The sequence below is a fragment of the Corynebacterium meridianum genome (assembly GCF_016342265.1).
Classification (GTDB): Bacteria; Actinomycetota; Actinomycetes; order Mycobacteriales; family Mycobacteriaceae; genus Corynebacterium; species Corynebacterium meridianum.
In genome coordinates, this window is the sequence record NZ_JAEIOS010000010.1 from 109921 (window position 1) to 130990 (window position 21070).

At 67.6% G+C, this 21070-nt stretch carries 17 protein-coding genes and 2 tRNA genes; 7 read left to right on the top strand and 12 right to left on the bottom strand.

Features of this window, described 5'->3' with window-relative positions:
* Positions 1-31 precede the first annotated feature (31 nt).
* The 4 genes from JDV75_RS02830 to JDV75_RS02845 form a co-directional block, all read right to left on the bottom strand.
* Positions 32-631: an ATP-dependent Clp protease proteolytic subunit gene (locus JDV75_RS02830; protein WP_198737752.1), complete on the bottom strand. Its 600-nt coding sequence runs from the start codon at positions 629-631 to the stop codon at positions 32-34.
* A 266-nt stretch (positions 632-897) separates the two neighbouring features.
* On the bottom strand, positions 898-2268 hold the full coding sequence (tig, locus tag JDV75_RS02835; RefSeq protein WP_198737753.1) for a trigger factor: 1371 nt from the start codon (positions 2266-2268) through the stop codon (positions 898-900).
* Between the two features lie 141 nt (positions 2269-2409).
* Positions 2410-2483: transfer RNA gene (locus tag JDV75_RS02840), tRNA-Pro, on the bottom strand.
* Positions 2484-3159: 676 nt separating this feature from the next.
* A tRNA-Gly gene (locus JDV75_RS02845) sits at positions 3160-3234 on the bottom strand.
* Between the two features lie 608 nt (positions 3235-3842).
* Here JDV75_RS02845 and JDV75_RS02850 point away from each other — a divergent pair.
* Both JDV75_RS02850 and JDV75_RS02855 read left to right on the top strand, forming a co-directional pair.
* Positions 3843-4085: a helix-turn-helix transcriptional regulator gene (locus tag JDV75_RS02850; RefSeq protein ID WP_198737754.1), complete on the top strand. Its 243-nt coding sequence runs from the start codon at positions 3843-3845 to the stop codon at positions 4083-4085.
* A gap of 267 nt (positions 4086-4352) precedes the next feature.
* Complete coding sequence (locus JDV75_RS02855) at positions 4353-5156, top strand: DUF1542 domain-containing protein (protein WP_198737825.1); 804 nt, start codon at positions 4353-4355, stop codon at positions 5154-5156.
* A gap of 99 nt (positions 5157-5255) precedes the next feature.
* Here JDV75_RS02855 and JDV75_RS02860 read toward each other — a convergent pair whose 3' ends face one another.
* On the bottom strand, positions 5256-5729 hold the full coding sequence (locus tag JDV75_RS02860; protein ID WP_198737755.1) for a ribose-5-phosphate isomerase: 474 nt from the start codon (positions 5727-5729) through the stop codon (positions 5256-5258).
* A gap of 210 nt (positions 5730-5939) precedes the next feature.
* On the opposite strand from JDV75_RS02860, the gene JDV75_RS02865 reads away from it, so the two are divergent.
* A complete protein-coding gene (locus tag JDV75_RS02865) occupies positions 5940-7076 on the top strand; it encodes a TIGR04053 family radical SAM/SPASM domain-containing protein (protein WP_198737826.1) in 1137 nt (378 codons plus the stop codon).
* Between the two features lie 24 nt (positions 7077-7100).
* Here JDV75_RS02865 and JDV75_RS02870 read toward each other — a convergent pair whose 3' ends face one another.
* Positions 7101-7745 carry a mycothiol-dependent nitroreductase Rv2466c family protein gene (locus JDV75_RS02870; RefSeq protein ID WP_198737756.1) on the bottom strand — a complete coding sequence of 215 codons (645 nt, stop codon included), beginning with the start codon at positions 7743-7745 and terminating at the stop codon, positions 7101-7103.
* A gap of 266 nt (positions 7746-8011) precedes the next feature.
* Between JDV75_RS02870 and pepN the strand changes: the two genes are divergently transcribed.
* Both pepN and JDV75_RS02880 read left to right on the top strand, forming a co-directional pair.
* Complete coding sequence (gene pepN / locus JDV75_RS02875; RefSeq protein WP_198737757.1) at positions 8012-10633, top strand: aminopeptidase N; 2622 nt, start codon at positions 8012-8014, stop codon at positions 10631-10633.
* Positions 10634-10659: 26 nt separating this feature from the next.
* Positions 10660-12597 carry an FAD/NAD(P)-binding protein gene (locus tag JDV75_RS02880; protein ID WP_198737758.1) on the top strand — a complete coding sequence of 646 codons (1938 nt, stop codon included), beginning with the start codon at positions 10660-10662 and terminating at the stop codon, positions 12595-12597.
* On the opposite strand, the gene JDV75_RS02885 is transcribed toward JDV75_RS02880, so the two are convergent.
* Complete coding sequence (locus JDV75_RS02885) at positions 12594-13310, bottom strand: SDR family oxidoreductase (RefSeq protein ID WP_198737759.1); 717 nt, start codon at positions 13308-13310, stop codon at positions 12594-12596. The genes JDV75_RS02880 and JDV75_RS02885 overlap by 4 nt on opposite strands.
* A gap of 47 nt (positions 13311-13357) precedes the next feature.
* Here JDV75_RS02885 and JDV75_RS02890 point away from each other — a divergent pair, with 47 nt between their 5' ends.
* Positions 13358-14332 (top strand): mechanosensitive ion channel family protein, encoded by a 975-nt coding sequence (locus JDV75_RS02890; RefSeq protein WP_248095625.1) that lies wholly within the window; start codon positions 13358-13360, stop codon positions 14330-14332.
* Entirely contained in the window at positions 14325-14732 is a 408-nt protein-coding gene (locus JDV75_RS02895) for a globin (protein ID WP_198737760.1), read from the top strand. The genes JDV75_RS02890 and JDV75_RS02895 overlap by 8 nt, the downstream gene beginning before the upstream one ends.
* 69 nt (positions 14733-14801) lie before the next feature.
* Here the strand turns inward: JDV75_RS02895 and JDV75_RS02900 are convergent, their stop codons facing one another.
* From JDV75_RS02900 to JDV75_RS02920, 5 genes are all read right to left on the bottom strand, one after another.
* Entirely contained in the window at positions 14802-15449 is a 648-nt protein-coding gene (locus JDV75_RS02900) for a DUF8185 domain-containing protein (protein ID WP_198737761.1), read from the bottom strand.
* Complete coding sequence (locus JDV75_RS02905) at positions 15446-15931, bottom strand: acyl-CoA thioesterase (RefSeq protein ID WP_198737762.1); 486 nt, start codon at positions 15929-15931, stop codon at positions 15446-15448. Before JDV75_RS02905 ends, JDV75_RS02900 begins: the two co-directional genes overlap by 4 nt.
* Before the next feature lie 228 nt (positions 15932-16159).
* Positions 16160-17830, bottom strand: a complete 1671-nt coding sequence (gene ettA / locus JDV75_RS02910) for an energy-dependent translational throttle protein EttA (RefSeq protein ID WP_198737763.1) — start codon at positions 17828-17830, stop codon at positions 16160-16162.
* A 127-nt stretch (positions 17831-17957) separates the two neighbouring features.
* Entirely contained in the window at positions 17958-18527 is a 570-nt protein-coding gene (locus JDV75_RS02915) for a single-stranded DNA-binding protein (protein WP_198737764.1), read from the bottom strand.
* Between the two features lie 143 nt (positions 18528-18670).
* Positions 18671-21022: a bifunctional copper resistance protein CopD/cytochrome c oxidase assembly protein gene (locus JDV75_RS02920; RefSeq protein ID WP_198737765.1), complete on the bottom strand. Its 2352-nt coding sequence runs from the start codon at positions 21020-21022 to the stop codon at positions 18671-18673.
* Positions 21023-21070: the final 48 nt, after the last annotated feature.

Here is a 21070-nt window from a genome sequence, read left to right on the forward strand (position 1 = left end):
TCGTCTCCTGGATATCCCGGTGCGTGCCGGACTAGTTGGCGATGGAACCGTTGGCGGCGGTGATGACGTGATCGACGAAGCCGTAGTCCTTCGCCTGCTGGGCAGTGAACCAGCGGTCGCGGTCCGAGTCCTCGGTGATCTGTTCGACCGTCTGCCCGGTGTGCTCGGCGATGAGTTCGGCCATCTCGCGCTTCGTGTACGCGAACTGCTCGGCCTGGATCGCGATGTCGGCCGCGGTACCGCCGACACCGGCGGAGGGCTGGTGCATCATGATGCGGGCGTGCGGCAGAGCGAAACGCTTGCCCTTCGTGCCCGCGGAAAGCAGGAACTGACCCATCGATGCGGCCAGCCCCATGCCGTAGGTCGCGATGTCGCACGGCGCGTACTTCATCGTGTCGTAGATGGCCATGCCCGCGGTGACGGAACCACCCGGGGAGTTGATGTAGAGCGAGATGTCGCGGGTCGGGTCCTCGGCGCTCAGGAGCAGGATCTGGGCACAGAGCTTGTTTGCGATCTCGTCATCCACCTGGCTCCCCAGGAAGATGATGCGCTCGCGGAGCAGACGCTCGTAGACCGAATCGCTCAGGTTGAGCCCGCTGGTGGGGGCCGACATCCGGGTGGTGTCAGTCATGGGTTCCAAAACCTACCTTCTCGTCGCCCCGGGGCAGGCGCTGCGGTTCGAGCTGCGGCGCGGCGTTCCGGGGTGGACATACTGTGTGGTGACGTTCTCGTTTGTATTACGTACCCGCCAGGGTACCGCCGCCCGGGCCGGTCACGCCGCTCTGTTCGCTGTCAGCTTTGCTCGCGGCCCGGGAGGTGAACGTACTCCGCTCTGAAAAAGCCCGGCCACCGGACGTGGTCGGGCTCTCTCACCGGCAACCTGGCGCCGCGGTGCTGCTACTCGGCGGCGTTGTCGCCGTCGGCGGAATCGCCGGACTCCTCGACTTCTTCCTCACCGAAGTAGACGGAGGGGTCGATCTTGTTGCCCTCGGAATCGGCGACGGAGACCTCGCAGATCGCGGCTGCGAGAGCCTTACCGCGGCGGACGTCGCTGAAGAGATTGCCGATCTGGCCCGCCTGCTGCAGCTGCTGGACGAACTGGTTCGGATCCATTCCGTAGCGCTGCGCGGTGAAGATGATGTGCTCGGTCATCTCCTCCTGGCTGACCTCGGGCTGGACCTTGTCAGCCAAGACGTCGAGGAAGAGCTGGGTACGGACGGCATTCTCGGCCTGCTCACGGGCGTCCTTGTCGAACTCCTCGCGGGAGCTGCCCTCAAGCTTCAGGCGCTCGTTGAGCTTCTTCTCGTCGCCACCGAACTGGCTGACCAGCTGCTGAACCTGGTTGTTGACCTGCTCGTCGACGATGGACTCGGGCAGCGGGAACTCGGACTTCTCAAGTGCCGCTTTGAGCACCTCGTCGCGGATCTCCGCGGCCTGCTGGGCCTTGCCGCCCTCCTCGACGCGCTGAACGAGGGACTCACGGAGCTCCTCGACGGTGTCGAACTCGGAGGCGAGTTGGGCGAACTCGTCGTCCACCTCGGGCAGTTCCCGCTCCTTGACGCTACCGACGGTGACCGTCACGAGGGCTTCCTTGCCCTCGTGCTCACCGGCGAGCAGTTTCGTGGTGAACTCGCGGGATTCGCCGACCTCCATGCCTACGAGCGTCTCGTCGAGCCCCTCGATGAGCTCGCCGGAGCCGACCTGATGGCTGAGGCCCTCGGTGGTCGCCTCGTCGATGGTCTCACCGTCGACGGTCGCCGAGAGATCGACGGTGACAAAGTCGTTCTCGGCGACGGCACGGTCGACGTTCTTCAGGGAACCGAAGCGCTCACGCAGCTTCTGCATCTCGGCGTCGACGGCCTCGTCGTCGGTAGACAGCGGGGAGACCTCGACGGAGATGTCGGAGAAGTCGGGGAGGGTGATCTCGGGGCGGACGTCGACCTCGGCGGTGAACTCGACGAGCTCACCGTCCTCGATGCGGGTCACGTCGACGACAGGCTGTCCGATGACCTTGAGGTCGTTCTCCTCGACGGCGGCACCGTACCGGCTCGGGAGCATGTCGTTGACGACCTGCTCGAGAACGGGACCGCGGCCGACGCGGGCCTCGATCAGCTGACGCGGGGCCTTGCCCTTCCGGAAACCCGGAATGGACACCTGCTGGGCCAGCGCCTTGTATGCCTGGTCAAACTCCGGCTTGAGGTCCTCGAAGGGAACCTCGACGGTGATCTTGACGCGGGTGTCATTCAGCTGCTCGACGGAACTCTTCACGAGTCACTCTCCTGGAATAATGTTTGTATTGATTCGTCTAACGGGTCCTTCGCCACTACGGGCATCCGGCTACGGCACCGGGCATCACCGTGTGGGCGATGTCCGTGCCGGGTGCCGGACGCCTCAAGGGGAGGATCCCTGTCGGGGTAACAGGATTTGAACCTGCGACCCCCTGCTCCCAAAGCAGGTGCGCTACCAAGCTGCGCCATACCCCGTAGTTAATGAAGCGACACGACCCTTGTCGGGCCGTTGCCAGTGCAGTCTACCGACTACCGCGTGCGGGGGTTCAACAGACCCCCGTTGTTCCGGATCACGCTGGTGGCGGGACCGCCCGAAGGGGCCGCAACCGGAGAGGTTCCGGTATGTCGCGACCGGGGCCACACCGCCCGACGACGCGACCCGTCGCGCCGAACGGCACACACCGCGCCCGGGAACCACACGATCCGAGATCCGGCATGCTCCCGCGGTGCCCGAAACCCCAGCCCCGACCATCAGGGGAACGCCCGCCGCGACCCGGACACTACGGCGTCAGAACACCTGTTCCCCTTTACAAGACGCAGAACGCCCCCGTGCACGGACTCCCCCCAATGGCACTGGTATCACTTCACCGGTTCCGTCAACGGCAGACGATCCCGGCGGGATCTCGGCCGACACACCGACGCCATTCCCCCTGACAGCTCGGCGGGTAATGCGCACGGCCGGCGCCCCGTACGAGTGGGACACAGCATCTCCCGTTCGCGGGCGTTCAGACGGGCGCAGGAAAGGTGACGCCAACGAGCATCGCCCAAGCAACCACCACAGGGCCCCACGTTTCCGCCGGGCAGCCCGGAAGTGCCCGCAAAAAGAAGCGCCCCTACCAGCCATTCTCACCGGTAGGGACACTTCCCAAAATGGAGGGAACGACGGGAATCGAACCCGCGTCTTCAGCTTGGAAGGCTGAGGTATTAGCCACTATACGACGTTCCCAGCTCTGCCCGTCCACCCCGTATCGCCGGGACCGAACCGCAGTGGTTATCATTCTAACGCAAGCCCGGACAGATGAAAAATGCCGCGGTGACACCCAGATCATCCAACCCGGGAACAAGGACCGGTGAGGGCATTCATCCCGGAGCGGACCGGTGGATCCCCACGCGCCGCCCGGCTCCCTAATCCGGGACAACCGCCGACACCCCCGGAAGTGCCGACCCCGGCCCCAATCGTGGATAATCAGACCATTCGACAGCTTCACTCGCACGTTCGAACCCCGATTTTTCACCGCATACAGAAAAACTTGCGAAGAAATAACGCCCGCTATCTTATTCTTTTATCAGCAGCACAGCCCCGACATATCGGGATAGCCTACCCTTTCACGGTTATATATTTGCGTTTGAAAACGCTTTCGGGGGTAGACCTAACCGACCATCGTCACTGATAGGACAGCGTGCCCGACGGAAAACGGGATGTCCATGTTTTGACACCTCTCAAATGTTGGTTTCGCCGCCAGTTTTCCCGGCTGAAACAGGTACACGAACGAACATTCTTCAACCGTCATTTTTCTCAGGACTCCGTTAGCTACCTACCGTATCGTTGCCGTCATGCAACCTAAGATCATTGACTCCGACTCCGGCAGAGAGCTCTGGACTGCCATCGAGTGCGCCAAGTTTTCCGGGACTGCGCGCGGAACCTTCACCAGCTACGCAGGCCGCGGACGTGCCCCGAAGCCCGTGGCCAAGATGCACGGACTGACCCTCTGGGACTCAAAGACCATCCACGAATGGGTCGAGGAACGCAAGAACGGCCGTAAGTCAGCGAAGTCGCCCGAAAACTCCGAAGCCTGAACAACCCGCTCCGCCCGCCACCCGCCAGTCCCACCCCAAAAAACCTGAACCTGCAACGACCCCGCAGCCCACTGTCGTGGGCTGCGGGTTTTCCAGCTTCCGGACCTCAACCGGGCCCGGGCCCGGCGGATCGCGTCCGGTTCCTCGGGACGGGGAACCCCAGAAACCGGTGAAACGTTGTCCCTACAGAGCGTGGGCGGATCAGAACCGCCGTTCCCGACTCTGCCGAACTCCACTCCCCGCCGTACCCGAAGGTTGCCGATGAACATTCTCCCCCTGCTCCTGATCGCCGTCGTCATCGTCGGAGTCGTCCTCCTGTTGTCGAGGAACGGATCCGCGGGCGGGCGTCCGACCACCGGCGCGGAACTCGACGACGCCGTGGCAGACGCACGCCGGTGGATCGAGCGTCTCGGATCCCAGGTGCTCAGCCTGAGCGGTAGCGACACCGCCTCGACGCAGGCGCTCGCCGATGCGTCCGAGCGGTACAACGCCGCCTCCGGGCAGATCGGCACCGCGCAGACCATCCGCCAGGCCGAACTCGCCCGTGAGTCCGCGCTTGAGGGACTCCACTACGTGAACGCGGCCCGGGAGATCATGGGGATGCCCGCCGGCCCGGAGCTTCCACCCCTCGAGGGCCAGCGACGGGCCGGCGCCGTGACTGAGCAGCGCACCATCGACCACGAGGGAAAGCAGATCACGGCGTCCCCGACAGCCTCCCCGGAGACCCCGAACTACTACCCGGGTGGAATGGTCGCCGGGCGTCCCGTGCCCGCCGGCTGGTACTCCGAACCGTGGTGGGCGACCGCGCTGCGCAGCGGCATGTGGACCGCGGGCTCGGTGATGATGTTCTCCATGCTTTTCGGGGGAATGTCCGGGGTCCATTACGGTCCACAGGAGTTCGAGCAGGGCTACGGTGACGCCGGAGCTGAGGGACTGGACGGAACCGCGGGGGACGCGGGTCAGGATCTCGGGGACACCGGGGCCGGTGGCGACGGGGGTGACCTGTTCGGCGGCGGTGGGTTCTTCGGCGACGGCGGCGGCGGAATGGACTTCGGTGGCTTCGATTTCTGACGCACGATGGCCCGTAGGCCGGACATGACAGGTGAAGCGGGCCCCGACCGGTGGACGGTCGGGGCCCGCTTCACTGTGTGGGAGAGCTGGTCCGGAGGATCAGGCCTCGGGCAGTGCCGGGGCGATGCCCGTCTTCTCGTAGTCGGCGAGGATGTCGATACGGCGCTGGTGACGCTCGGCTTCGCTCCACTCCTGATCCAGGAAGGCGTCGACGATCGCGAGCACTTCCTCCTTCGAGTGCATCCGGCCGCCGATGCCGATCAGCTGGGCGTTGTTGTGCTCGCGGGCGAGGCGGGCGGTCTCCTCGGACCAGGCGAGGGCGCAGCGGGCGCCCCTGACCTTGTTCGCGGCGATCTGCTCACCGTTGCCCGATCCCCCGAGGACGATGCCGAGCGAACCCGGATCGTTGACTGTCCGGGAGGCGGCCTCGATGCAGAACGCGGGGTAATCGTCTTCGGCGTCGTAGGTGTGGGCGCCGCAGTCGATCACCTCGTGTCCGGCGTCGCTGAGATGTTGGACGATGACATTCTTCATTTCGAACCCTGCGTGGTCCGCTCCAAGGTAAACGCGCATGGGACCAGTGTAGCCCGGGAGAGCCACGTGGAGTGGCCACATAGCGCGGCCACTCCACACAGAGCAGCCACGGACCACATGACGTGAGATGTCGCATAGCACGCCTCATGACGCTGAATTTCGCCCCGCCCGGGGCTAGCGTCATAGGGAGTGAACACCCGCCCGGAAGGAGTCCGCGGAACCGTGTCCCACACCCATCCCAGCGTCCGGATGATCCGTCACGATGTCGGCGCCAAACCGTTCATCGTCATCTGGGAGGTGACCCGCGCCTGTCAGCTGGTCTGCCGGCACTGCCGAGCGGACGCCCAGACCCGGGCCGATCCCCGGCAGCTCACCACGCGGCAGGGCTTCGAGCTGCTCGACCAGCTCGCCGCCTACGACCACCCGCACCCGCTCGTCGTGCTCACCGGCGGGGATCCCTTCGAACGCGACGATCTCGTGGACCTGGTCCGGTACGGCACCGAGCGCGGGCTGTCGATCTCCCTCTCCCCCTCGGTCACCCCGAAGCTGACCAGGGCCCGACTGGAGGAGCTGCGGGCGGCCGGCGGCAAGGCGATGTCGATGTCGCTGGACGGCGCGACCGCCGAGACCCACGACGCCTTCCGCGGATTCCCCGGAACGTTCGACGCGACGCTCGCGATGGCCCCGGAGATCCTCGACGTCGGGTTCCGGCTGCAGATCAACTCGACGCTCACGCGCTCGAACACTCACGAGGCGCCCGCCCTGCTGAAGACCGTCATCGGGATGGGTGCGAAGATGTGGTACACGTTCTTCCTCGTCCCGACCGGGCGCGGCGCACGGCTGAACTGCCTGGATCCGGACGAGCGGGAGGACGTGCTCAACTGGTTGGCCGACGTCTCCGACCGGATCGCGATCAAGACGACGGAGGCACCGCAGTACCGCCGCGTGGTGCTCCAGCGGGAGCGCTCCGACACCCCGTACCGGGGCGGCGAGCTCTACCGCACGCTCACCGCGGAAACGACCCGACTGCTCGGGGCACATCCCGAGCATCCCCGACGCCCACGGCCCCCGATGGCCGTGAACTCCGGATCGGGCTTCGCCTTCGTCGACCACATCGGCGACGTCTACCCCTCGGGCTTCCTGCCCGTGCACTGCGGGAACGTCACCGAGACCCCCTTCTCGGAGATCTACTCCCGCTCGCCGGTGTTCACCGCACTCCGCGACCCCGACAACTGGCACGGCAAGTGCAGCGTCTGCGAGTTCCACGGGGTGTGCGGCGGTTCCCGCTCCACGGCGTACGCAATGACCCACGACTACCTCGCGTCGGATCCGACCTGCGCGTACGTCCCGGAGGCATGGGCGCGGGCGCGGCGGCTGGGCGCCTGACCCAGCCGGCGTCCCTCCGCCGGATCAGTCGAACTCGGGGCGTTCCGTCCGCGAGCGCTTGAGCTCGAAGAAGTGCGGGTAGCCGGCGAGAACCACGGCGCCGTCGAACACCCTTCCGGCATCTTCCCCACGAGGGATGCGGGTCAGCACCGGCCCGAAGAACGCCGTTCCGGCGACCTCGACGACCGGGGTACCGACCTCGTCACCGACGGCGTCCATGGCCTGCTGGTGGAACGCGCGCAGGGCGTCATCCCAGTCGGTTCCGGTTCCCGTGTCGGCCAGGTCCCTGTCGAGCCCGACCTCCACGAGGGCCTCCCTCACGAGGGGGATCAACGCGTCGGAGATGTCCCCGTCGCCGGCGCTCTCCCGAAGTTCCTCGCCCCGCCCCTCGGTGTGGATCCTCGTCCCGAGTGCGGTGTAGAGCTCCCCGACCTTGTCGGGGTGCTCGGTGGCGATCCGGGCGAACACACGCGCCGGTGCCCACGTCGTCGTCATCATCCGCCGATACTGCTCAGGAAGCTCGTCGCGCCCCTCGTTGAGGACGCCGAGGCTCATCGGGATCCAGGTGACGTCCACGTCGCGGACCTTCTCCACCTCGGTGACCCAACGGGACGTGATCCACGCGTATGGGCAGGTTACATCGAACCGGAACTTCAGGGGCTGACTCACGGGCTGTCTTCTTTCTCTCGGGTTCTGCCGGCCGGCGTTCCCGGCGGGAACCAGGCGCGACGGTCGTGCCGCCCAGGATAGGTGCTTTCCCGGCCCACGCACGCCCGGTTCCCCGCGCGGCCCGTATCCTGGGCCGTATAGCGCCGCCACCCCCGACGGGCGGAGACGTCCGCGGTGCCGGTGCACTGTTTTTCGTCCACCACCTGATAGAGCGGCCCGCCGTCGGCGGCACCGCAGCAGCCCACACAGACAGGAGTTCGGGTTACGTGACCTCGACCAATCTCACCCATGCGGAAGCCCAGGCACGATCGTCGATGCTCGACGTCGACAACTACGGGATCGACCTCGACCTGACCGGCGGAGAGAAGGAGTTCTCCTCCGTCACCACCGTCGACTTCACCGTGTCCACCGCCGGCGACACGTTCATCGATCTGCGGGCCGCCCGGGTGTCCGAGGTGCTGCTGGACGGTGCGGACATCACGGCGGACGCCGTCACCCTCGGCGATGACGGCTACGACGAGGACGCCGGGGTGGCCCTCAACGGACTCGAACCCGGCGCGCACTCGCTGCGGATCACTGCGGACTGCCGATACTCCCGGACGGGGCAGGGCCTGCACCGCTTCGTGGACCCCGCCGACAACGAGGTCTACATGTACACCCAGTTCGAGACCGCGGACGCGAAGCGGATGTTCGCCTGCTTCGACCAGCCCGACCTCAAGGCCACCTACGACCTCACGATCACCACACCCTCCGGCTGGCGGGTGATCTCCAACGCGGATCAGACCGTGACGGAGAACCCGGACGGGACAGCCACCCACGTCTCCCGCATCGACTACCGGCTGTCGACCTACCTCGTCGCGATCTGCGTCGGTCCCTACCACGAGGTGCGCAACGAGTGGACCGGCGAGCTCACCCACCACCCGGAGACCCCCGCGGACCAGCCACACGAACTGACCGTGCCGATGGGCATCTACTGCCGGAAGTCCGTCGCGGACAGCCTCGACGCGGAGCGCCTGTTCACCGAGACGAAGCAGGGCTTCGATTTCTACCACGCGAACTTCGGCGTGGCGTACCCGTTCCACAAGTACGACCAGGTCTTCGTACCCGAGTTCAACATGGGTGCGATGGAGAACGCCGGTTGCGTCACCCACCGCGACGAGTACGTGTTCACCTCCAAGGTGAACCGCTACCGCTACGAGCGCCGCTGCGACACCATCCTCCACGAGCTGGCGCACATGTGGTTCGGCGACCTGGTGACGATGCGCTGGTGGGACGACCTGTGGCTCAACGAGTCCTTCGCCACCTGGTCCGCGGCGATCAGCCAGGCGGAGGCCACGGAGTACGACACCGCGTGGGTGACGTTCGCGAACATCGAGAAGTCCTGGGCGTACAGCCAGGATCAGCTGCCGTCGACGCACCCGATCACCACGGACGCCGGCGACATCGAGACGGTGGAGCAGAACTTCGACGGCATCACCTACGCCAAGGGGGCGAGTGTGCTGAAGCAGCTCGCCGCCTACGTCGGTCGTGAGGAGTTCTTCGCGGGTGTCCGCCGGCACTTCGCGACGCACGCCTACGGCAACGCGACCTTCGACGATCTGCTCCGGGCCCTCGAGGAGGCCTCGGGACGCGACCTGTCCGACTGGGCGAACCAGTGGCTCAAGACCACGGGCGTGAACACGCTCGCCGCCGAGTTCGAGGTGTCGGGAGACAGGTACATCTCCTTCGGTGTCCGCCAGCACGGCGCGGAACCGGGCGCCGGGGAACTGCGCGACCACCGCGTGGCCGTGGGCCTGTACTCGCTCTCCGACGGGGTGGTCCGACGCATGAAGCGCGTCGAACTGGACGTCTCGGGCGAATTCACGGAGATCCCGGAACTCATCGGTACCGAGCGCGCCGATCTCGTCCTCGTCAACGACGATGACCTCACATACTGTCTGACGCGGCTCGACGCAGATTCCCTGGACTTCGTGGTGCACAACATCGACCGCATCGAGGACCCGATGCCGCGTACGCTGTGCTGGTCCGCGACCTGGGAGATGGTCCGCGACGGACGCATGCGGGCCCGCGACTTCATCCGGCTGGTGGCCCGCGGCGCCTCCGCGGAGACGGAGATCGCCGTCCTCGAGCGGATCCTCACCCAGGCGTCGAGTGCCCTGGCGAACTACGCCGAACCGACCTGGGCGGAGGAGACCGGGCGGACGCTGCTCGCGGACGCCCTCCTCGACGGCGCACGGAAGGCCGAGCCGGGTTCGGACGCACAGCTGACGTTCCTGCAGGTGCTGTCCCGCCGGAAACTGGGCGGCGACACCGCCGAACAGATCGATATATTCACACAGCTCCGCGACGGGGTCTCCCCCATCGACGGCCTCGAGGTCGACAACGACCTGCGCTGGCGGGCACTGACCGCGCTCATCGCAGCCGGGGAGATCGCGGACCCGGAGGCCGCCATCGAGGCCGAACTCGCCCGCGACTCCTCCTCCGACAGCCAGAAGTGGGCGTGGGCCGCACATGCCGCGGTGAACACCCCGGAGCGGAAGAAGGAGATCTTCGACGAGGTCACCGATCCCGGGTCGGGTCTGTCCAACCTGGCGATCCGGCACAAGATCGAGGGACTGACCTGGGCCGGCGCCGCGCCGAACCTCCGGCAGTTCAACGAGGCCTACTTCGAGCTGGCGCCCGGCTTCTGGCGCACCGCCACCCCGGAGATGGCATTGGCCGCGCTCAACGGGATCTACCCGTCCTGGGACATCACCGGGGAGGGCATCGCGCGTGCCGGCGCATTCCTCGACGGCGAGCACCCGGCGGGCCTGAAGCGTGTCATCGCCGAGGGCCGGGACCGCGTTCAGCGGGCACTGCGCAACCGGGCGGTCGACGCCGGCGAGTGACCGGCCGGCTGGACTAGCCTGTCTGTGTGACTTCCCCGAATCCCGGTACCACGCAGTCGATCGCGATCATCGGCGCCGGGCCGCGCGGCACGTCGGTGCTGGAGCGGCTCGGCGCCGCCCTGCACCAGGCGGACGGACTCGTGCCCCTGGACGTGCACCTCATCGATGATTCCCAGCACGGCTCCGGCGAGGTCTGGCGCACCGACCAGGCAGGTGAGCTGTGCATGAACACCCTCGCCGGCGCGGTGACGATGTTCACGGAACCCGGCTCGACGGTGTCGGCCCCCGTCCGGCGGGGACCGACGCTCTACGAGTGGATCCAGCTGCTGCGCGGGGAGAACCCCGATGACGCGGGGATCGACCCGGACGTCGCCCGGGTGTTCCGGCGGCACCGGCCCGCCCCTGCGGTCGCGGTGGCCTTCGCCGACGAGCTGCGCGCCACGCGCCCCGAGTCGAACCCGAGCCGTCGCCTCTACGGTGCGTACCTGCGGTGGTTCCTCGACGTGACCAGACGCCGGCTTCCCCCTGAGGTCACGCTCCACCACCACCGCAGCCGTGCGGTGGCGCTCAACGCTTCCACCGACGGAACCGACGAGATCACGCTCGCGGACGGCTCGGTGATTCGGGCGGGTGCGACGGTCCTCGCTCCCGGTTGGCAGCTCTCGGTGCCGGACGACGCCGAACAGCTCACCGCGGCGGACGACACGGCGTGGATCAGGCCCGGCAACCCCGCCGACCAGCGGCTGGACCGGATCGAACCGGGCGACACAGTGCTGGTCCGCGGCCTGGGGATGGGGTTCTTCGACGCGATGATCCTCCTCACCGCGGGCCGCGGCGGGCGGTTCGTGGACGATCCCGCGGTGCGCTCCGGCCTGCGGTACGTCCCCTCCGGCGGCGAACCGCGGATCGTCGCGGCATCGGGCCGTGGCTACCCGCTGTTCCCGAAGTCCGAGTACCACTCGCTGCCGCCCCGGATGCCGCACACCAGGCTGCGTGCCGTCGTCCGGGAGCTCTCCGGCAGCGACTCGCCGATCGATTTCGACCGGCAGGTGTGGTCCGCCGTCGCCCGGGACGCCCACGAGGCGTACCACCGTGCCCTGCACCGGATACACCCCGACCTGACGGTGGACCCGGCGGACCTCGCCGAGCTCATCGACGACACCCCGGTGGCGGACCTCCCGCGGGTACTGGCCGCCCTGGTCCCCGGAGTACCCGTGTTCGACCCCGTCGCCGAGGCCGACCCGCTGGCCGCCCGCGGGATCACCGGCCCGCTGTCCCCCGGGGAGTTCACCGCCGCCGTGGCGGACGGCCTGGCGGCGGACATCGCCCACGCCGCGGCGGGCCGGGACAGCGCCTGGAAGGAGGGGATGTGGTCGGTCGCGTCGGCACGCAAGACTGTCTCGGTCCTCGGGGCGAACGGACGCTACACGCCGGACTCCCGGCGCGGCCGCTACGCCTGGATGATGGCGCTGGGCAGGATGGCGGGTTCCGGTCCCCCGGCCTTCCGCACCCGGGAGCTGCTCACCCTCGTGGACGCCGGCGTCGTGTCCTTCCTCGGGGCGCGCCCCACCGTCGCGGTGGCCGAAGGCGGGTTCCGGATGCACTCCCCCACGACGGACCGGGCGGTCACCGGGCGGGTGCTCCTCGACGCCCGCCTACCGGCGCCCGATGTGCGCACCACCGCCGACCCGCTCATGCGGGATCTGCTGCAGCGGGGCCGGATCCGGGTGTTCCGCCTGTCCGACGGTTCGACGACCCCTTCCCCGGAGGTCGATCCGGTGACGCAGCGGGTGGTCACCGCCGACGGGGCAGCGGATCCGCGGCTCCACCTCATCGGGATCCCCACCCACGCGCAGATGCCGGACACCACGATCAGTCCGATGCCGGGCACCGACGCGACGCTGCTGCAGACGACGGACGCCGCCGCCGTGCACGCCCTGGCTGCGGTGTCCGGGCGGGCCTAGCGGTCGGCCAGCTCGATGCGGGGCCGGACGGAGATGTCGGTGAGCTGCGTGGTCGGCCCCGCGGTGACGGCGAGGCGGACCGCGGCGGCGACCTCCGCGGGCTCGATGTAGTGGGCGGGGGTGTAGGTTCCGCCCGCGGACCCGACGATGCCCCGCAGCATCGGGGTGTCCGTCGGGCCGGGGGCGACACTGCTGACGCGTACCCCGGCGCCCGACTCCTCCTTGCGCAGGCTGTCCGCCAGACCGCGCAGCGCGTGCTTGGTGGCGGTGTACACGGTCGTGCCCGGATGCGCCCCGTGACCCGCCCCGGAGTTGATGAACACCACGGTCCCCCCGGCCGCCCGGAGTGCCGGCAGCAGCCGGCGGGTTAGTTCCGCGGGCACCACGACGTTCAGGTCGAGCATGCTCCGCCACTGGTCCGGGGTGGCCTGCTCCACCGAGAACCGGTGTCCGACCGCCGCGGCGTGCACCACGACGTCGACGCGGGGCAGGTCCAGGGCCTCCCGCAGCCCGACGCCCGGTCCGGCGTCGAGGAGTTCCGCGACGAGGTCGCAGCGCAGCGCGCGCACGTGGTCGAGCACGTCGAGTTCCGCCAGCGCGTCCTCGTCCCGGCCGAGGGCGAGGACGTCGAAGTCGGGCGCGAGGCTGTCGACGACGGCGCGGCCGATGCCGCCCGTCGCCCCGGTGATGACTGCTACAGGTCGGTTACTCATGGCCCCCACCCTAGTGTCCGGGCCCAGACCCGGTAGGTTCATTAGACGTGAAGGACACGTTGCGCGATATTTTCCGGGACAGGCACGGGCTGAACACCGAGGGGCTGGTCGAGATGGCCGTCGCGGTGGGCGTGATCCTCGTCGTGGCCGTCGGCATCCAGTGGGCGTTGATCATCCTCATCAGGCGGGTCTCCCGGCACGCGATCGAACGCGGGCCCGGCCACTCACTGTTCAGCGAGTCCGTGGCCCTCGCCCCGGAGGGGGCACGCGACCGGGAACGCCGGGAGGCCAGGATCACGACGCTGTCGTCGGTGGCACGTTCCGCCGTAGCGATCTTCGTGTGGACCTGGGCGGGGCTCGCGATCCTCTCCGAACTGGGCGTGCAGGTCGGCCCCCTGGTCGCGTCCGCCGGCGTCGTCGGCGTGGCCCTCGGATTCGGCGCGCAGTCACTGGTGAAGGACTTCCTCTCCGGGATCTTCATGCTCATCGAGGACCAGTACGGCGTCGGGGACTCCATCGACGTCGGGGACGCGGTCGGCACGGTCGAGGCCGTCTCCCTGCGCCTGACCACCATCCGCGACGTCGACGGCACCCTGTGGTTCGTCCGCAACGGACTGATCCAGCGGGTCGGCAACTCCACCAAGGGCCACGCCGTCGCACGCGTCGACGTTCCCGTGGGTCTGTCGAACGACGTCGAGGAGGCGAAGAAGGCCATCGGGGACGCCGCCCGCGCCGCCGCCGCGAGCGAGGCCCTGAAGGACTCCATCCTCAGCGAGCCCGAGGTCGACGGGGTACACGCGCTGGCGGTGGACCACATGCTCATCCGGGTCCGGGCGAAGGTCGTCGCAGGCACCCAGTGGGCCACGCGCCGCGAGCTTCTCGGCCGGATCATCACCGACCTGCAGAACCGCGGCATCTCGACGCCGTACCCCAACGGCATCGGCATCAGCGCCGAGCCGTCGGCCACCGAAGGAACCGCGGGCCCGACGGGCCCCGCAGCGAAGGAGAACCGACATGGCTGACACGGCACAGAATCATCCGACCAGCTTCTACGAGGCCGTCGGCGGTGAGGAGACCTTCTCGACGATCGTGCACCGCTTCTACCTGCAGGTGCGCGAGGACGATCTCATCGGCCCGATGTACCCGCACGACGACTGGGAGGGATCCGAGGCACGCCTGAAGTGGTTCCTCGCCCAGTACTGGGGCGGTCCGCAGACCTTCAGCGAGAACCGCGGGCACCCACGGCTGCGGATGCGCCACCACCCCTTCGCGATCGGTGTCGCGGAACGGGACAGGTGGCTGGAGATGATGGCCGCCGCCATCGACACCGTCGACGAGGAAACACTGCCCGCCCCGTACCGCGCGGCCCTGTGGGAGCACATGGTCCGCGTGGCGGACATGCTCATCAACCGGTTCGACTGAGGTTCCGGCCGGGTCCGGTCGGGATCGCGGTGCGGTTCGATCCGCCCCGGACACCACCGCACCGGCCGATCAGAGCTGGAGCACCGACTGCCGGGTGTTGCGGTAGACGCTGCCGAAGGGGGCGTCTACGCGCACCCAGCTCCCCGTGGTGGAGACCCGCAGGTGGCGGGGAACGGAATCCGGTGCGGCCGCGCCGGGAATGAGACCCAGGGACGTACAGGTGAACACCATCCGCATGGTGATCTCCGCGGCGTCGACGCCCGTCTCGGTGTCCTCCGGGGCGGTCACGGTCAGCACGGTCTGGTCCAGCAGGGACTGGGGCGGGCCGAGCGGACCGGAGAACTGGCGGGCCAGTGCCTGCCCCTGGTCGGCGAGCTGCCGCACGACCGTCACCGGGAGCGTGTCCAGCAGCTGGAACCCCTCGGCGGGTGGCAGTGCCCCGGGCCAGGAGATGTCGTGGGCCTGGCCGATCTCCGCACGTCCCTGGATGAGCGCCTCGAGGAGATCGCCGGCGCGGACGACCGCACCGTCCCGGCCGGGTTGCCCCCCGATCCGGCGGGTCGCGATGACATCGAACGGGGTGGTGACGAACACGTCGACGGTGTCGTCCGCGCGGTGCCGGAACCGGGCGTACGCATCCGGGTCGATGCCGGTGGCCCGCGACAGCAGGGCCCGGAGTCCGTCTCCGCCTGACGTGACGATGAGTGTCTCGGTCACTCGTGGACCGTCCCCTCTCCCGTCGCGTCCGCTTCCCCGGGGACGTCGGTGCCGGCGGCCCGGCTGAGCACCTTGAGTTCGTTGGCGGTGATGGCCCGTGGGGTGGAGGTCTTGAGATCGACGGCGATCTGGACGCATTCGATGACGCAGGCGACGGTACCGTGCCGGTCGATGATCGACTGGCTGGTGGTGAAGGATGTCCGCCCGACGCGGGTCACCCTGGTCTCGACGACGACGGTGGAGGTGTCCGGGAGGATCGGGCTCATGTAACTGGCGGCGAGGCGGCGGATGAACACGGCGGGCACGTCGTGGCCGCGACCGATGAACTCCTCCAACGCGAAGATGTTGCGCGCCTCCTGCGCCAGCTCGATGTAGGCGGCGTTGTTGAGGTGGCCGAAGCGGTCGAAGTCGGACCACCGGACGTGCACCTCTGCGGTGTGGACGGGGGCGTTGCCGGTGTTGCGGTCGCTGCTGTTGGCCATGTGTTCGGGGATCCTTCCGTGCGGGTGTGTCGCGGACCGGTGGGCTGCTGGCCCGACTGGCGGCCTCTGCGACACCAATCTATACCTGCCGAGGGATCGGCACGACGATTTCATTTCAACATCAAAAGCATACTGAACGCCTCCGGCCCCGTACGGTCGGGGGTATCTCCGATCGTGCGGGGCCGGTAGGAGGTGAACGCCGCCGGGTGGCGTCGCGTCACCGTGGGATCAGCGGGTGAGCTTGCGGTGCGTGACGCGCGAGGGACGGGCGGCCTCGGCACCGAGGCGCTCGACCTTGTTCTTCTCGTACTCCTCGAAGTTGCCCTCGAACCAGAACCACTGCCCCTCGGAGACGTTGCCCTCCCACGCGAGGATGTGGGTACAGGTGCGGTCCAGGAACCAGCGGTCGTGGGAGATGACCACGGCACAGCCCGGGAACTGAACGAGTGCGTTCTCCAGGGAGGACAGGGTCTCGACGTCCAGGTCGTTGGTGGGCTCGTCCAGCAGGATCAGGTTTCCGCCCTGCTTCAGGGTCAGCGCGAGATTCAGCCGGTTGCGCTCACCACCGGAGAGCACCTTCGCCGGCTTCTGCTGGTCCGGTCCCTTGAAACCGAAGGCGGACAGGTAAGCGCGGGAGGGCATCTCGTTCTGGCCGACGACGATGTGGTCCAGGCCGTCGGAGACGACCTCCCAGACGGTCTTCTCGCCGTCGATGTTCTCGCGGTTCTGGTCGACGTAGGACAGCTTCACGGTCTGGCCGACGATGACCTCACCGGAGTCCGCCTCCTCAAGCCCGACGATCGTCTTGAACAGCGTGGACTTACCCACACCGTTCGGGCCGATGACACCGACGATGCCGTTGCGCGGCAGCGTGAAGGACAGGTCCTTGATGAGGACGCGCCCGTCGAAGCCCTTGGTCAGGTTCTTCGCCTCGACGACCTGGTTGCCCAGGCGCGGCGGGGTGGGGATCTGGATCTCCTCGAAGTCGAGCTTCTTGTACTTCTCGGCTTCGGTGGCCATCTCCTCGTAGCGCGCGAGGCGGGCCTTGTTCTTGGCCTGCCGTGCCTTCGCGCCGGAGCGGACCCACGCCAGCTCCTCCTTGAGGCGCTTCTGCAGCTTCTGGTCCTTCTTGCCGGCGACCTCGAGGCGCTTGGCCTTGGTCTCCAGGTAGGTGGAGTAGTTGCCCTCGTAGGGGTACAGCTTGCCGCGGTCGACCTCACAGATCCACTGCGCGACGTGGTCGAGGAAGTACCGGTCGTGGGTCACGGCGAGAACCGCACCCGGGTACTTGGCCAGGTGCTGCTCCAGCCAGAGCACACTCTCGGCGTCGAGGTGGTTGGTGGGCTCGTCGAGCAGCAGCAGGTCCGGTTCGGACAGCAGCAGCTTCGCGAGCGCGACACGGCGGCGCTCACCACCGGAGAGGTGGGTGACGGGTTCATCGCCGGGCGGGCAGCGCAGGGCGTCGAGCGCCTGATCGATCTTGGAGTCGATCTCCCACGCATCGGCGGCGTCCAGCGCCTCCTGGAGCTTGCCGAACTCCTCCATCAGCTCATCGGAGTAGTCCGTGGCCATCTCCTCGGCCACGGCCTCGTAGCGCTGCTTCTTCTCGAAGATCTCGCCGAGGCCCTCCTCGACGTTCTCCCGGACGGTCTTCTCCTCGTTCAGCGGCGGCTCCTGCAGCAGAATGCCGACGGTGGAGCCCGGATCGATGAACGCCTCGCCGTTCGACGGCTGATCGAGTCCCGCCATGATCTTCAGGATCGATGATTTACCGGCACCGTTCGGGCCGACGACACCGATCTTGGCGCCCGGGTAGAAGGCCATGGTGACGTTGTCGAGAATGACCTTGTCACCGTGCGCCTTACGCACGCTTTTCATCGTGTAGATGAACTCGCCCATGTTTGTCCCTTAGTGCTTTCTACTAGATTGCGGTCCTGCCCCACGAGGTTACCCCACGGACCCGGGAGACCCGGAGACACACGGACCCGCACCCCGGGACCGCACCCCGCACCCCGCCCGCCGCCGGTCAGAACGGTGGATCCGCCTCTGCGTCAGCCCCGGTACCGGCACCGACGAGCTGCCCGTCCGACCGCGGGTGGGAATCATCCTGGGGCGACTGTCCCGGTGCCCCGCCCCGGGCCGCCGGACCGCTCTCCGCGGGTGCCGGGCAGTGCGCTGGGACGCACCCCGATGTCACCCATCCTCCGTTCAACGGTTGTGCGACGATCTCTCCACCGGGAGCCGTCGTGGTGGTGAGGTAGCGGTTCAGGTCCGGGCCGATGTGGCTCGCCTTCAGGACGATCCGCGACCGGTTGGTGTCCGTTTCCGCATCGGTCCACGTCTCCAGGATCACCGTCCCGACGACGAGTACGCTCATCCCCTTGCGGAGGCAGCGCCGCGCGTTCTCGGCCAATCTCCCCCAGCACTGCACCTCGATCCAGAGCGTGTCGTAGTCGATCCAGGTCCCCTCCTTCTCCCCTGGACGCCGTCGGTTAGCGCAGAGCCGGAACTTGGTGACTCCATTGCTCTCGCTCACACCATGATAGGTGGGATCTGCCCCGATGTTGCCGGTGAGGGTGAAACTGTGCTGAGCCATGTGGATGGTTCCTTTCGGGAGTGACTGCGGTGTCGCGTACACCACCACAGTCACACCACCCCACCGGTGGTGGCGTGCGCACGACCGTCCACTGTGCACAGTGCTCCCCCACGTCCGGTTCCCCACAGGCCGCGGAACTGGGTCTAGCGTCCGTCGCCCGGACCTCCCCGTTTCCCGTCCGTGCTGATGTCCTGCTCGTAGTAGTCGTTGAAGTAGTTCTCCCCGGCGTTCACCTTGGCGAGCATCTCGTTGTACGCCGTCATGTCCTCGTCGTCGGTCGCGTCCGCACGCCGGTCGTAGATCCGCATCTCACGGCGGTCGTGCCGCCACCACTCCAGGAGAACCGCGCCGAAGATGATCATCAGGGGGAACTGCCCCGACGCCCACGCGATACCACCGCCCACGTTCTGGTCCTTCAACAGGTCGATATCCCACGGCAGGCCGAGCGTGGAGTAGAAGTCGTAGGCGAGAACCGTCTGCATCTGCATCAGCGTCACACCGAAGAACATGTGGAACGGCAGGGAGAAGAACAGCCATGCGCCCTTCCCCATGGGACTTCGGCGCACCGGAACCGGATCGACGCCGATGAGCTCCCAGTAGTACATGAACCCGGACCACAGGAACACCACGTTCATGGCGAGGTGGCCGGCGTGCTCGGTCACCGCGACATCGTAGAGCGGCGTGAGGTAGAGGATGTAGAACAGCACCACGAACTGGACCGTGTTCACCGCGGGGTGGGTCAGGAACCGGACGGCGGGGTTGTCGATGGCGACGAGCAGCCACTCCCGTGGCCCCGGCTCGTCCGGTTCACCGGGCTCAAGCGCCGCCAGGAACAGCGTGAACGGGCCACCGAGCACCCAGAAAACCGGCACACCCATGGTGAGGATCATGTGTCCGATCATGTGCATCGAGAACGTCGCCGGCATATTCAGCCCGATACCAGAGCACATCGTGAGCACCAGCATCAGGTTTCCGAGCTGGAACCAGACGGTGCGGACCACCGGCCAGGCCATTCCGCGGCGGTGCAGACGGTGCACCGCCCAGGCGTACGCGATCGCGAAGATCACCCCGGCCGAGCCGAACACGATGTCGAAGCGCCACATCGTCCACACGTTCCACAGCGTCGGCTCCTCGAAGAGCTTGTATCCGAGCTGGATGTCCATGGTGTTCAGGTCCGCGGACCGCGGCGGCGGGGGCGGCGTCCGGCCGAGGGAGACGGCGACCCCGGTGATCGCCGCCATCACGAGGACCTCCACCACGGCCACGCGGCGGAACAGCGAGTGATCCGAGGGGTCCCGCCTGATCGCGGGGATGGTGGCCCTCCGGTGGAGATAGCCGAACAGGGCGAGAACCACGACACCGGCCGTCTTGGTGGTGATGAGCCAGCCGTAGCCCGTGGTGAGCCAGTCCGACCACTGGATCCGGATCGCCGCGTTGATGAGACCGGACACGGTCATCACCCCGACGGAGAGCAGGGCGATCGCCGAGTAGCGTTCCACGGCGAGGTCCATCCTGGTCCCCCGCCGACGGCCGTGGGCGATCAGTGCCATCAATCCGCCCACCCACAGCGTCATGAACACCAGGTGCCACAGGTACGAATTGGTTCCGTAGTCGTGATCGCCACCGGTCGCGGAGTGTCCCTCGAGCCCCAGCGGGACCACCATGCCGAGCGCACCGAGCAGGAGGAACGGCTGCATCACCCACCGGCTGGACAGAGCCCCGACCACCGCGGTGGACAACGCGATCACGGCCACCGCCAGCCAGGCCAGCGACGTCGAGACCTGACTGACCGCGATCACCCAGTTCCCGGGACGAAGCGTCCTGGACAACGGCTCACCCGACACGTCGGAGAGATACATCGGGATCAGGAGTAGCGCGATCATCCCGACGCATGCCGCGGCGACGGTTCCGGTGCGCGCGGCGATCGAGCCATCCACACCGAGCCGTGCCGCGTAGAGATTCTCCCGGGTCACCCGGTCGGCTTCCGACTCGACGGCCATCTCCTCATCGACCTCGGGGACGTCATCGACGATGTTCCGGGCGGCACCGGACTCATCCCCGGATTCCCGGACGGACTGATCCGACACAAACTCCTCCGCCGCACGAATCTCCCGGATCTCCCCTGTGGCCAGGGGGCGGGTCACCGGTGGGGTGAGGAAGGAACTGAATAGGAACGAACCGACCGAGAGGCACATGAGCATTACCGCCGCCGCACGAAGCAGCGGCAGACCTGCGGTCGTGGCGGGACCGGGATCGGGGATCCCCAGCGCGGCCAGGGATTCGCCGAGGAATCCCCATGAGATAACCGCCCCCACGACTCCTGCGGTCAGGAAGAAAAGAAGATACAGTCCGACCGATCCGCGTGCCCGCCCCCGGACTCCATGGGAAGCACGGGAGACTCCGTTGCCCGTGCCCGGAACAACCGGTGCCTCTGCGGCATCGACGGCAGCCTCGTCGGAAGCTCCGTGGGGGGAACTGTCGGGTTGTGCATCCATGGTTACAGACTATCGCTGTCCACGACCTCCCCCTAGACGTGCAGGCGA

What these genes read in the sequence shown, in the direction of transcription:
- JDV75_RS02885 (WP_198737759.1), bottom strand. Translation starts at nt 13,310, where the DNA reads ATGAGTAACCGACCTGTAGCAGTCATCACCGGGGCGACGGGCGGCATC.
- JDV75_RS02915 (WP_198737764.1), bottom strand. Translation starts at nt 18,527, where the DNA reads ATGGCTCAGCACAGTTTCACCCTCACCGGCAACATCGGGGCAGATCCC.
- JDV75_RS02860 (WP_198737755.1), bottom strand. Translation starts at nt 5,729, where the DNA reads ATGCGCGTTTACCTTGGAGCGGACCACGCAGGGTTCGAAATGAAGAAT.
- ettA (WP_198737763.1), bottom strand. Translation starts at nt 17,830, where the DNA reads ATGGGCGAGTTCATCTACACGATGAAAAGCGTGCGTAAGGCGCACGGT.
- JDV75_RS02920 (WP_198737765.1), bottom strand. Translation starts at nt 21,022, where the DNA reads ATGGATGCACAACCCGACAGTTCCCCCCACGGAGCTTCCGACGAGGCT.
- JDV75_RS02865 (WP_198737826.1), top strand. Translation starts at nt 5,940, where the DNA reads ATGATCCGTCACGATGTCGGCGCCAAACCGTTCATCGTCATCTGGGAG.
- JDV75_RS02850 (WP_198737754.1), top strand. Translation starts at nt 3,843, where the DNA reads ATGCAACCTAAGATCATTGACTCCGACTCCGGCAGAGAGCTCTGGACT.
- JDV75_RS02830 (WP_198737752.1), bottom strand. Translation starts at nt 631, where the DNA reads ATGACTGACACCACCCGGATGTCGGCCCCCACCAGCGGGCTCAACCTG.
- JDV75_RS02895 (WP_198737760.1), top strand. Translation starts at nt 14,325, where the DNA reads ATGGCTGACACGGCACAGAATCATCCGACCAGCTTCTACGAGGCCGTC.
- JDV75_RS02905 (WP_198737762.1), bottom strand. Translation starts at nt 15,931, where the DNA reads ATGGCCAACAGCAGCGACCGCAACACCGGCAACGCCCCCGTCCACACC.